This window comes from Pseudovibrio sp. Ad5 (assembly GCF_001623095.1).
Classification (GTDB): Bacteria; Pseudomonadota; Alphaproteobacteria; order Rhizobiales; family Stappiaceae; genus Pseudovibrio.
The window spans coordinates 251313-263766 of record NZ_LMCH01000066.1 but is presented as its reverse complement, the minus strand read 5'-3'; the positions used below and the strand labels follow the sequence as shown (position 1 = coordinate 263766).

General features: G+C 52.2%; 11 protein-coding genes. 4 read left to right on the top strand and 7 right to left on the bottom strand.

The features are described 5' to 3' along the window. The first annotated feature begins 18 nt into the window (after positions 1-18). Positions 19-1527 (top strand): 2-oxoglutarate dehydrogenase complex dihydrolipoyllysine-residue succinyltransferase, encoded by a 1509-nt coding sequence (odhB, locus tag PsAD5_RS26300; RefSeq protein WP_063294245.1) that lies wholly within the window; start codon positions 19-21, stop codon positions 1525-1527. 101 nt (positions 1528-1628) lie between these two features. Then, entirely contained in the window at positions 1629-3032 is a 1404-nt protein-coding gene (gene lpdA, locus PsAD5_RS26295; RefSeq protein WP_063294244.1) for a dihydrolipoyl dehydrogenase, read from the top strand. Between the two features lie 56 nt (positions 3033-3088). Here lpdA and PsAD5_RS26290 read toward each other — a convergent pair whose 3' ends face one another. The 6 genes from PsAD5_RS26290 to PsAD5_RS26265 all read right to left on the bottom strand — a co-directional run bounded on the left by PsAD5_RS26290 (position 3089) and on the right by PsAD5_RS26265 (position 8223). Continuing rightward, the gene (locus PsAD5_RS26290) at positions 3089-3520 is read right to left on the bottom strand and encodes a hypothetical protein (RefSeq protein ID WP_063294243.1); all 432 of its coding nucleotides are present in this window, start codon (positions 3518-3520) and stop codon (positions 3089-3091) included. Between the two features lie 79 nt (positions 3521-3599). Continuing rightward, positions 3600-4241: a thiamine phosphate synthase gene (gene thiE, locus PsAD5_RS26285; protein WP_063294242.1), complete on the bottom strand. Its 642-nt coding sequence runs from the start codon at positions 4239-4241 to the stop codon at positions 3600-3602. Further along, the gene (thiM, locus tag PsAD5_RS26280; protein ID WP_063294241.1) at positions 4225-5037 is read right to left on the bottom strand and encodes a hydroxyethylthiazole kinase; all 813 of its coding nucleotides are present in this window, start codon (positions 5035-5037) and stop codon (positions 4225-4227) included. The genes thiE and thiM overlap by 17 nt, the downstream gene beginning before the upstream one ends. Positions 5038-5271: 234 nt before the next feature. Continuing rightward, complete coding sequence (locus tag PsAD5_RS26275) at positions 5272-6231, bottom strand: tyrosine recombinase XerC (RefSeq protein ID WP_057462974.1); 960 nt, start codon at positions 6229-6231, stop codon at positions 5272-5274. A gap of 81 nt (positions 6232-6312) precedes the next feature. Beyond that, on the bottom strand, positions 6313-7398 hold the full coding sequence (locus tag PsAD5_RS26270; RefSeq protein ID WP_063286417.1) for a phospholipase D-like domain-containing protein: 1086 nt from the start codon (positions 7396-7398) through the stop codon (positions 6313-6315). Between the two features lie 90 nt (positions 7399-7488). Next, positions 7489-8223, bottom strand: coding sequence for an endonuclease (locus tag PsAD5_RS26265; RefSeq protein ID WP_063286418.1), 735 nt, complete (start codon positions 8221-8223; stop codon positions 7489-7491). Between the two features lie 356 nt (positions 8224-8579). Between PsAD5_RS26265 and PsAD5_RS26260 the strand changes: the two genes are divergently transcribed. Continuing rightward, on the top strand, positions 8580-9167 hold the full coding sequence (locus PsAD5_RS26260) for a transglutaminase domain-containing protein (RefSeq protein ID WP_063286419.1): 588 nt from the start codon (positions 8580-8582) through the stop codon (positions 9165-9167). Between the two features lie 70 nt (positions 9168-9237). On the opposite strand, the gene fsa is transcribed toward PsAD5_RS26260, so the two are convergent. Then, entirely contained in the window at positions 9238-9891 is a 654-nt protein-coding gene (gene fsa / locus PsAD5_RS26255; RefSeq protein WP_063294240.1) for a fructose-6-phosphate aldolase, read from the bottom strand. Between the two features lie 237 nt (positions 9892-10128). Here fsa and PsAD5_RS26250 point away from each other — a divergent pair, with 237 nt between their 5' ends. Next, on the top strand, positions 10129-12306 hold the full coding sequence (locus tag PsAD5_RS26250) for a primosomal protein N' (RefSeq protein WP_063294395.1): 2178 nt from the start codon (positions 10129-10131) through the stop codon (positions 12304-12306). Positions 12307-12454 lie beyond the last annotated feature (148 nt).

Genomic DNA, 12454 nt, shown 5'->3' with positions numbered 1-12454 from the left:
CGAAAAGAGATAGAGACAATGGCGACGGAAATTCGAGTACCCACTCTGGGTGAATCCGTAACCGAGGCAACAATCGCTCAATGGTTCAAAAAACCGGGCGATGCGGTGAATGCAGATGAGCCACTGGTTGAGCTGGAAACAGACAAGGTAACTGTTGAAGTACCTGCGCCTGTAGCCGGTAAACTGGACAGCATTGATGTGAAAGAAGGCGATACTGTTGAAGTTGGCGCCCTTCTTGGTTCCATCGCAGAGGGCGCAGCTGGTGCTGTGTCCGCTCCTGCTGCCGAAGCTGCACCGGCTGCTAAAGCTGCGCCTGCTGCAGCTGCTGAAACAGTTGAAGTTCTGGTACCACACGCTGGTGAAAGCGTTACCGAAGCTGAAGTTGGCGAATGGTCAGTTAAAGTTGGTGACGTTGTAAAGGCTGACGATATCCTCGTTGAGCTGGAAACAGACAAAGCTGCTCAGGAAGTACCTAGCCCAGTTGCTGGTACTGTGGTTGAAATCGCTCAGGCAACTGGCGCAACTGTTGAGCCGGGTAACCTGCTCTGCAAAATCGCAAAAGGCGACGGCACAGCTGTTGCTGCTGCTGCTCCGGCAGCTGCCGCTCCTGCGCCAACTGTTTCTGGCACAAGCATGCCAGCAGCACCTTCTGCAGCAAAGATGATCTCTGAAAAAGGCCTCTCTGCTGATCAGGTTGCGGGCTCCGGCAAACGTGGTCAGGTTCTTAAAGGTGATGTTCTCGCAGCTGTTGCTGCTGGCGTTTCTGCTGCTCCGGCAGCCGCTCCGGCTCCTGTTGCAGTGCGCGCCGTTTCGGCTCCGACTGACGAAGTGCGTGAAGAGCGTGTTCGCATGACCAAGCTGCGTCAGACGATTGCGCGCCGCTTGAAAGATGCTCAGAACACTGCGGCTATGCTGACCACTTACAACGAAGTGGACATGAAGCCGATCATGGACCTCCGCAAGCAGTACAAGGATATCTTTGAGAAGAAGCACGGCGTAAAACTTGGCTTCATGGGTTTCTTCACCAAAGCAATTACCCATGCTCTTAAAGAAATCCCGGCTGTAAACGCTGAGATCGATGGCACTGACATCATCTACAAAAACTACGCGCATATCGGTGTTGCTGTTGGCACTCCGAAGGGTCTTGTGGTTCCTGTTGTTCGTGATGCAGACCAGATGTCTATTGCTGAAATCGAAAAAGAAATCGGCAACCTCGGTCGTAAAGGCCGTGATGGCAAGCTCTCCATGGCAGACATGCAGGGTGGTACCTTCACCGTTTCCAATGGTGGCGTCTACGGCTCCCTGATGTCCTCTCCAATCCTGAATGCACCGCAGTCCGGTATCCTCGGCATGCACAAAATTCAGGAGCGCCCGGTTGCGATCAACGGTCAGGTAGAAATCCGTCCGATGATGTATCTGGCTCTGTCCTACGATCACCGTATCGTTGACGGCAAAGAGGCAGTGACCTTCCTGGTTCGCGTTAAAGAGAGCCTTGAAGATCCACAGCGTCTGATTCTGGACCTCTGATGTAAACGTGCCCGGCACTGGCCGGGCACATTTGTTTTAAGGGAAATTGGCGCACTTCTCTTCGTTGCAGCCTTCTCCCGCCTACTTACAGGGATTTGCAAATGTCCTACGATCTCGTCGTCATCGGTACCGGCCCAGGCGGTTATGTTTGTGCAATCAAGGCAGCTCAGCTCGGCATGAAAGTTGCTGTGGTTGAGAAGCGTAAGACCCATGGTGGTACCTGCCTGAACATCGGTTGTATTCCATCCAAAGCTCTGCTGCATGCCTCTGAAATGTTCGAGGAAGCAAACCACAGCTTTGAAGCCCTTGGCATCAAAACTTCCAAGCCAAAAGTGGACTGGAAGGCAATGCTGGCGCACAAAGATAAAGTGATCGACGGCAATGTGACCGGTATCGATTACCTCTTCAAAAAGAACAAGATCGACGTTCACTTTGGTACTGGCCGCGTGCTGGGTGCTGGTCGCGTAGAAGTAAAAGCTGAAGACGGCTCAACTTCCATCGTGGAAACCAAGAACATTGTTATCGCAACAGGTTCTGACGTAATGCCTCTGCCAGGTATCGAGATCGATGAGAAAACCGTCGTCTCTTCAACTGGCGCCCTGTCTCTGGATAAAGTGCCTAACCGTATGACCGTTGTCGGCGCTGGCGTTATTGGTCTTGAGCTTGGTTCTGTCTACGCCCGTCTTGGTGCTGAAGTGACCGTTGTTGAGTTCATGGACAAGATACTTGGCCCAATGGATGCTGACGTTTCCAAGCAGTTCCTGCGCATGCTGAAAAAGCAAGGCCTCAAGTTCAAGCTGTCCTCCAAGGTAACTGCGGTTCAGAAAAAAGGCCGTGCTCTGGAAGTGACCGTTGAGCCAGCAGCTGGTGAAGCCGCCGCCGCAACTCTGGATGCAGACGTGGTTCTCGTCGCAATCGGTCGCCGTCCATATACGGAAGGTCTTGGTCTGGCAGAAGCAGGTGTTGAGCTGGACGAGCGTGGCCGCGTGAAGACAGACAACCACTACAAAACCAACGTTGACGGTATCTTTGCTATCGGTGATGTGATTGCAGGCCCAATGCTTGCGCACAAAGCGGAAGACGAAGGCGTTGCAGTTGCAGAAATGCTCTCAGGTCAGGCAGGTCACGTAAACTATGACGTCATTCCTGGCGTTGTTTACACCTCTCCTGAAGTGGCCAGCGTTGGTAAAACTGAAGAAGAACTGAAAGCTGCGGGCATCAAATTCAAGTCCGGCAAGTTCCCGTTTTCCGCAAACGGTCGTGCAAAAGCAATGCTGCACACCGACGGATTCGTGAAAGTGCTGGCTGACGCTGAAACAGATCGTGTGCTCGGTGTTCATATCGTTGGCTTCGGTGCCGGCGAAATGATCCACGAAGCATGTGTTCTGATGGAATTTGGCGGTTCCTCTGAGGATCTGGGTCGCACTTGCCATGCGCACCCAACCATGTCCGAAGCAGTGAAAGAAGCCGCTATGGCAACATTCGCCAAGCCAATTCATATGTAATCTGGAATTTCTGGATTTAGAAAAAGCCGCTTCAGGAAACTGAGGTGGCTTTTTTGCTACTGGCGGACCAGAATGTAACTGCGGGTCTTGTTCGGAATTGTCGGATCATGGTTTTCGGTGCGGACATATGCCTGAATACGCTCTCCCATTGGCCGCAGCTCAATATGCTGTGCTTTGAAGAAACCACCAAACCGGAACGTGAGTACACCAGAAAAACTAAGCTGTCCTGCAGCCCAACCCCACTTGCAGTCGCGAGGGGAGCAACTGGTGAAGGCACGAGCGCGCACAATCAGTTGTCCGTCAAGGCATTGCCCTTCAACTTCAATCTGGGAGAGCTCTTTCAAACGTGCTTTGGGATTTTCCCAATCCCCCAGCTCCGCCATTTCTGACTTGCGGACTTCACAGGCGGTTTGCGCTTGAGATGCTGAAACAAGAAAAGCAAACGTGCAGAAGAACATGCACAAAAATGATGTTTGTCTAAGTTTCATGACTAAAAGCTCCCCGCCTAGTCCTCTCATATATCAATGTAGATGGGCTCTGCGAGGAGTAAATGCGTGTTTTATCCTATCACCCTAGGTCTTTTACGCTTTTGACGATATCCTGAAGCTTGCGTGTAGCTGCGGATGGACTGGATGCCCCACAGATTGCTGAAATAACTGCAATCCCATCAGCTCCAGCTTTGATCACCTGATCAGCATTAGCAAGCGAAATTCCGCCAATTCCAACCACAGGCAACTGAGATTGAACCGTTAAACCGGTAAAGCTCTGCATACCCATGTCAGCCGCATCATCCTTACTGTTCGTCGGGAAGCAAGCGCCTATGCCAAGGTAATCACAGGCTGAAATGTCCGCAGCATCCAGCTCGTCCTGAGTGCTGACCGATAGACCAAGCAGCTTATCTGAGCCGATCAGCTCCCGGGCTTTCGTGGCATCCATATCATCCTGCCCAACATGAACACCGTCCGCGTCAACCGCTAAGGCAACATCTACGCGATCATTGACGATTAGCGGCACATTCAGCGGTTTCAACGCTCGCATCAACCGCTCTGCCAGCTTAATTTGCTCGCGCGTGCTGCCAGTCTTGTGACGAAGCTGCACAACAGTTGCGCCGTTTTGTGCGGCTGCGATTGCTATGTCGACGGGGTCCTGACCGGGGCAGTCTTGCGGCCCCAGCACCAGATAAACGGAAAGATCAAGCAACGGTTTCATGCATTTCAATCCGTGCTGTTGCGTTGAGGATATCGCTGTTCAGCTGATAGAGGCCGTTAATGATATCCGGCTGCAAACTTGCTGGTCCTGCTGAATTTTTTGCAGCAATCTCACCAACCACTCCGAGGAAAACCATTGCATCAACAGCAGCATCAAACGGGTCATCGCAAACAGCCAGCGTTGCGCCAGTCAAAGCTGTTGCCGTGCAGCCAAGACCGGTCACATAAGGCATCATCTTATCCCCGTTGGCGACTTCAGCAGTGCGCACACCATCAGTGATGAAATCAACCGGGCCAGAGACGACAACAACAGCGCCCGTCTGCTTCGCCAGTTCTTTCGCTCCTGCCAGAGCAGCCTGAGAGCTATCCGTGCTATCAACGCCTTTTCCACCTGCACCCTGACCAGCAAGTGCCATGATTTCAGAGGCATTGCCACGAATGACGCTCGGTTTGCTCTCCAACAATTCACCAGCAAGCTTGGTGCGGAAGGTCAGCGCTCCAACAGCCACCGGGTCCAGCACCCAAGGGCGACCAGCTTTGTGGGCAGCAGCAGTTGCCAACTTCATTGCCTCTGCCTGAGCAGGGGTAACCGTGCCAACGTTGACCACTAATGCACCTGCAACACTTGCAAGTTCAGGGGCTTCTTCCGGGCCATCCACCATGGCAGGGGAGGCGCCAATGGCCAGCAGGGCGTTGGCTGTGGTGTTGGCCACCACGATGTTCGTCATGTTATGGACGAGTGGACTGTTGTCACGAATTGCGGAAAGAGTTGCGCAAGCGCTTTCGACACGACCCATTTTTATCCTCGGTCTTGTTGTGCGAAAGAGAGCTGGTATCAGGGACTTGGCAAACTGCCAGACAATCTATCCCCCAACACGGCGTGAGTGCTCCCTTCGCTGGAATTATCCAGAGCAGGTTCTTCGAGTATGATCTCAGCCACAACAAACGTGTTGGGCACCCCGTTTCACACCGACGAACCTAGGGGATCTGCTAAGGGAGATCAAGGTGATGTGAGGGAGGGGGACAACCTATCAACGACGCGGGTGTGCCTTGTCATAAGCGTCCAACAGCTGTGCACTGTTCACTTCCGTATAAATCTGTGTGGTAGAAAGGCTTGCGTGCCCCAGTAGCTCCTGAATGCTCCTCAAATCCCCGCCTTCAGACAGCAAATGAGTTGCAAACGAATGGCGTAAAGCGTGAGGAGTTGCGGTGTCTGGTAGACCAAGAGCACTGCGGATCTTTTGCATGGCCAGCTGGATCATGCGCGCATTCAGCGGGCCGCCACGAACGCCGCGAAACAGCGGTGAACTGCCCGACAGATCATAAGGGCACTGCTTTTTGTAGGCCTCAATAGCTTCTATTACCACTGGCAGAACCGGAACAAGCCGTTCTTTGTTGCCTTTACCGCGAATCTTCAGCGACTTATCCCCCTCCTTCGGCGCGGAGGCCGATGTCAGAGACAGCGCTTCGGAAATGCGGAGGCCGCAACCGTAGAGCAGTGTGAACACCGCTGCGTTTCGGGCTTCAACCCAGGGAGTGTCCTCAAAAGCGAGATCGCTGCTGACAATCGCTTTGGCTTCCTCAACGGGGATAGGCTTGGGCAGGCTGCGGGGAAGTCTCGGCGTACGAACCGCCGCAGCACCAGCCGCATTCACCTCACCGCGCTCCTCCAGAAACGAGAGGAAGGAGCGGATGCCAGCAAGGCCACGGGCAAGCGTCCGCGTTTGTGCGCCATCCCTCCGGCGGGTTGCCAGAAATGCGCGAAAGTCCTTTGGTTTCAAAGACTCCAGATGCCGCAGGGCAACCGGTTCACCTTCATAACTGGTCATGAAGCGCAGGAACTGACGGGTATCGCGCTCATACGCTTCCAGTGTCCGTTCAGCCAGTCGCCGTTCAGATCCCAGATGATCAATCCAGTCTTCAATCGCTGCGGTAACATCTGGTTTGCAGATGATGAGTAAGTCTTCGCCGCTATCAAGGGAATTTGCCATTCGCAAAGTGTAAGCGCCAAATCTGGCTGAATGGTTACCAAAAGATAAACATACACGCCTTTAAGAAAGGCCTGCGCAAATTTAGTTGATGACGATTGGCTGCCCATGATCACTGATGATCCGGTCAATCTCTTGCCGTGCTGCCATCGCAAACCGTTTCTGGTTCTCGGTTGGCACAACAGAATCCCCCAGAACGACGATGTTCTCGTCATTAAACCGGTTCGCCGGGCCTGTGTAATTGAAGCTACCAACAATCATAATGCTATCATCAATCACCATAAGCTTATGATGAAGCTTACCAATTCGGCTTGATCCGCGAACGAAATGCAAATCAGCACCAGCTTCTGCAAGGGGTTGGGTCGCTGCCCAGTCCTGACCGCCTTGCCGGGCATCAAGCGCACCACGTACCTTTCGTCCAGCCTCCATCAACAGCAACATGGCATCATCAATACCGGAGCTCTTGGAGAAGGTGAAGATCGCGAAATCTACCCGTTCCTTAGCTTTTGTCATCTGTTTGGTGACTTCCATCTCTGGCGCGTGGTCCGGCGCAAAGCAAACTTTCACGCGGATGTCGTCGACAATCACTTCTTTCGGCGTGTTCTCGGATTCGTTCTCATCAACGCTATATCGGCCAAAGCGTCCGCGTTTAATCTCCCTGAATTCCCGTTCAAAGATATCGGCAACCTTCTCATCTTTGATGATGAGAAGGTGATTGAGATTGCGATGTGTGCCGGTCTCAGTGAAGTTTGTAGAACCTGTCAGAACAGAATTGCCATCCCGGATAATGAATTTTTGATGGAATATCCGTGGGTTAAAGTCGGTCCGAACCCACACCTTAGAGCGCAGCAACGCCGCATGAAGTTGCCGGTTCACCTCGTTCTCAACACGAGGGTCGCTCGAATGCGGGTCTTCAGCAGGCTCATCCACACTTAAGTAATCCGCCTCGGATACCACTCGCACCCGCACCCCGCGCCGCTTTGCGTTGATAAGTGCGTTGGTTATGCGTTTATTGTCTATTTCTTGAATTGCTATGTCGAGCGAGCGCTCTGCAGCATCAATAAACCCGATAATCTCGCCCTCAAGATCATCCAGCGGATTATCCGGTAAATGATCGAGGACTGTCTTCGGACCAACAAGGAATTTCAGATTCTCAGTTTCAACTGCCATTGTACCCTCCCACCGTCATGATACCTTACCCTAGGGTAGATGATGTGTCGGTACACAATTATGACGGTAGGAAGCGAAAAGAGGACCTGGCTAGAAACCAACCGAAATAAGCGGATTGGTGTTACCCTGAATTTCCAGGATGCGAGCATCTCGCAGTTGCTCTTCTTCAGAGACCGGATCCTCTGCCATCCAATTGTTGAACATCTCGACCTCAGTCTCTGTCAAAGCCATGCCGTAGGTGGTCTGCATGTACAGATAGATCCGCGCAATATCACCACGCGTCTCAGCCATCGGCTCGGCAACTTTCCGGCTGCTATCAATCTCAAAATCACAAGCGCCATAAGTCCGGTCTTCGCCGGTGATAACGGCCATGCGATAATTGGAGCGGTCCCCGTTTAACTCACCAACGGCTGGAACGAGGTTATGGAGATCAGCTTCCATGCGCTTGAAATCTGCATCAACTTTAGAGCAGCACCGGCGGCCCTTATAGGATTTGCCTTTCTTGGTGGTACATGCGGGGTCACCTTCACTCCAACAGGCGCGTGTTTTGCCAAAACGCGAAGCTGGAACAATGTGCTCCCACTCAATCCGCTTGCCGCGCTTGGCATTTTTGCGCGGGGTATACCCGCAACTGTCCGCATCAACCTGCTTCTTTCCATTGTAGGTGCAACCACAATAGAAGGTCTCACGATACTCTTCTGATGGATAAATATGCTTCTCCAACAGACGCTTGGCCTGAGAGAAGCTGGTTGGCGGTGCAGAAAAGGCTGCAGTTGTCCAGATGCAAGCCAAAAGAGCAGCAGAGAATACGATGAGGTTACGCATGAAGAAGTCTTTCGCAAGCGTATCCCTGAAAAGTGGTCTCCGGTTTTCAGGCGAGGATACGCATTAATAAAGATCTTGAATGAGGCGCGTGAATGAAATGCACGCGACATATTCAAGATCACCATCAGAAACTGGCGAGGGAGAGTTAAGAAACCCCTGCCAACACTGTTTGACGCGGTGGATACTGGTTTGTGCCGTTCCACTTTGACCGAATGAATGGGTGTGAACCTTGCCAAGAGTGATGAGGGGAGGGGAAAACACAGGCAAACAAAAAAAGCGCTAAGAGGCTTTGTTTGAGGGCACTTTCGGGAAATACTACCTGCTTCTCATTTTGAATAGGGAGCAGTGAGAGCTAAGTGACGAAATACAATGAATTTTTGCAGAGTGTGATTTCAAAGAACAGCTTGTTGACGCTTCCGCAGATTTATCACCACGTGCGTAACATCCCATATGGATCGACGGGGAATCGTGACCCGAGGATTGTCTACACAAGCAATTTAGGTTCCTGCTCGGGGAAGCACATTTTGTTGAGAGACTTGCTCCGTGAGGCTGGATATCGGGCGGAGATCGTCACGATGTTTACATACTTTAATGAAAGCACGCCTATAGATGAAAGCTTCCCGGAAGAGCTTAAAGCAATTGCGACGCATGAACGGGTCCCGGATTTTCATCATTACCTGCGAGTTTTCGAACAGGAAACATGGTTGAATTTAGATGCGACTTGGCACGATGCAGTCATGAACTTCGGCTTTAGAGTGAATCATGATTGGGATGGCTCTACCCATACCAAGCTTGCTGCGGTCGCAGAGCAAGAATACCCCGTTACAGAGAACATAATTGACTTGAAGGCCCGCCTTGTTGCGAGCCTCTCACAAGATCAGCAAGAATTGCGCAGAAAATATTTCCAGCTTGTGACTGAGTGGATTCCAGAGAACGCAAAATAGAGCCCATAAAAAAACGCGGACCCAAAGGCCCGCGCTTAATATCATCGCGATATGCGAAAAAACAAAGAGCTTAAACGATGCTCTGACCGGTTGCTGCCCAGTCCTTCATGAATGCTTCCAGACCTTTGTCGGTCAGTGGGTGCTTCACGAGGCCCTTCAGTGTTGAAGGTGGGATAGTTGCAACATCAGCGCCGATAAGAGCGCAGTCTTTTACGTGGTTTGCGCTACGGATAGAAGCTGCAAGAATTTCGGTGGTGAAGCCGTAGTTATCATAGATCTGACGGATTTCAGCAATCAGGTCCAGGCCTTCAATGTTGATGTCGTCCAGACGGCCAATGAATGGAGAGATGAAGGTCGCGCCAGCTTTTGCAGCCAGAAGAGCCTGGTTTGCAGAGAAGCAAAGGGTCACGTTGGTCTGCACGCCATTGTTCGCCAGAACGCGGCAAGCCTTCAGGCCTTCCAATGTCAAAGGCAGCTTGATGCAGATGTTGTCTGCAATTGCGATCAGCTCTTCAGCTTCTTTCAGCATGCCTTCAGCGTCAGTTGCAACAACTTCAGCAGAAACAGGACCATCCACAAGCTCGCAGATCTCTGCGATGACTTCTTTCATTGGACGGCCAGATTTCATGATAAGAGATGGGTTAGTGGTAACACCATCGAGAAGACCGGTTGCAGCCAGCTCTTTAATGTCGTTGGTGTCAGCAGTATCAACGAAGAATTTCATGCCGGAAAGGCTCCTGATTTCTTAGTAGCCTCTCGTAGGGTACCGGAGGCCTAGGGGGGAATTCCGGTATGTGTTTAGCCCAGAGTGTATAGAAACAACAAGAGTAAAACCCGCTAAAGCGTATTCCCGAAAACTGGATTTCGGTTTTAGGATAAGAATGCGCGGCAAAACCAGCAAGTGCTCAACAGGGAATGGAGTTTCGTGAGTCAGCAAACTGAGTTTTTTGGCAACGGCCAGATGTGTGAACCAGAGGTGATTGTACCTGTGCTGGTTCCTGTCGCTGTCGCAGGTGCATATTCCTATAAAGTACCAGCTGACATGGACGTACGCCCCGGTTCCATCGTGCGTGTGCCTCTTGGCCCGCGTGAGGTGATCGGTGCCGTTTGGGATGGAGAACCGGACACAAAGGTTAATCCCAAAAGGCTGAAAAGCATCCTGCATGTCTACGATACGCCCCCAATCGCTGAAGATCTTAGGAAATACATAGACTGGGTCGCCGCATGGACGCTGGGCGCTCCCGGCATGGTTTTGCGCATGGTGCTGCGTTCTGAAGAGGCTTTGGAACCAGAAACGCTGCTCTCTGGTGTGCGCTACATTGATGGCATGCAGCCGGACCGCATGACACCTGCGCGCTCAAAAGTCATGGAACTCGTCGAAAATGGCATGGCATGGACTCGCCCCGGCTTGGCGGGAGCCGCTGGTGTCAGCTCCTCGGTCATCGACGGCCTTAAAAAGCAAGGCGTGCTGGAAGAAGCAATGCTGCCAGCAACCCCGCCACTGCCTGATCCTGATCCATCTCTTCCGGGCAGAAAGCTGACGGATCTTCAGGAAGGCGCCGCGAATCAGTTGTGTGAGTCCATCGGAAAAGGCTTCAAAGCCTTCCTTATCGATGGGGTGACAGGGTCAGGAAAGACCGAAGTTTATTTCGAAGCCGTCGCCGAAGCTCTCAGAAACAACGAGCAGGCTCTGGTTCTCATCCCCGAAATTGCGCTCACCAACCAGTTTTTGGAGCGGTTTGAACAGCGATTTGGGGTCAGACCAGCCGAATGGCACTCGCAAGTACCTCCAAAACGACGCGCAAGAACGTGGCGGGGAGTCGCAAATGGCGAAGTGAAGGTCGTTGTTGGTGCGCGGTCAGCACTTTTCCTTCCTTTTCACAGGCTAGGTTTGCTGGTCGTGGATGAAGAGCATGATACAGCCTACAAGCAAGATGATCGTGTTCCCTACAACGCTAGGGATATGGCCGTTGTTCGGGGGCATATCTCTGGTTTCCCTGTCGTGCTTGCCAGTGCAACACCATCTGTGGAAAGTCAGGTAAATGCAAAGCTGGGCCGATACACGAAAATCGTGCTTCCAGTGCGTGCTTCCGGTGCGGAAATGCCGACAATCAAAGGCATTGATATGCGCTGCGATGGGCCTGAGCGAGGCAAATGGCTGGCACCTGCACTGGTCAATGAGATTCAGGAAACACTGACCAACGGTAATCAGGTTCTGCTCTTTTTGAACCGTAGGGGTTATGCCCCACTGACCCTGTGCAGAACCTGCGGCCATCGGTTCCATTGTGAAAACTGCTCAGCTTGGCTTGTGGAGCACCGCTTTAAGGGCAAATTAATATGCCACCACTGCGGCTATTCACAGCCTATGCCGGATAAATGCCCCGAATGCAGCAAGCCCGATACGCTGGTTGCGTGTGGTCCTGGCGTGGAGCGAATTGCTGAAGATGTCTCAGCGTTATTTCCCGAGGCGCGCGTCCTTGTTCTCTCCTCGGATTTGCCGGGCGGAACAGAGCGCATAAATCGCGAAATGAAGCTCGTTGAAACGGGCGAAGTTGACATTGTCATCGGCACGCAATTGGTCGCCAAAGGGCATAACTTTCCATTAATGACCCTTGTTGGGGTGGTTGATGCTGATTTGGGCCTCGCAAATGGCGATCCAAGGGCAGCAGAGCGCACTTTCCAGCTTCTGGCTCAGGTGACGGGTCGTGCTGGCCGAATACATGGAAAAGGCAGGGGATTGCTGCAAACTTACAACCCTGACCAGCCCGTTATAAAGGCACTTCTCTCCGGAAATCCCGAGGAATTTTACGCTGCGGAAATCGAGTCGCGAGAAAACGCCGGCCTGCCTCCATTCGGGAGACTCGCAGCATTGATTATCTCTGGAGCGGATAGAACTCTCACCGAAAAATTTTCCAAAACTCTTGCAGTAAATAGTCCTAGTTCGGAAGGCGTTCAAATCCTCGGTCCGGCAGAGGCTGCAATGGCGCTGGTGAGGGGCAGATATCGGTTCCGTTTGCTCGCAATCGCACCCCGGAGTGTTGATTTACAAGGCTTTCTGAGAAACTGGTTGTCTGCCGCTCCCAAGCCAACTGGCGGTATCAGAGTGCAGGTTGATGTTGACCCCCAAAGTTTCATGTAGTGCTGCGCAGAAAGTTTGATACCTCAATGTATGCGTTGGAATACCTACGCCATGTTGCAAGGTGTTCAAGCGTGTGCTATGCGAAGCGCGGCTTTATCGGCACGGTTATCTCAGATTGTGCCATTCAAATTGAATTAGACGCGACTTA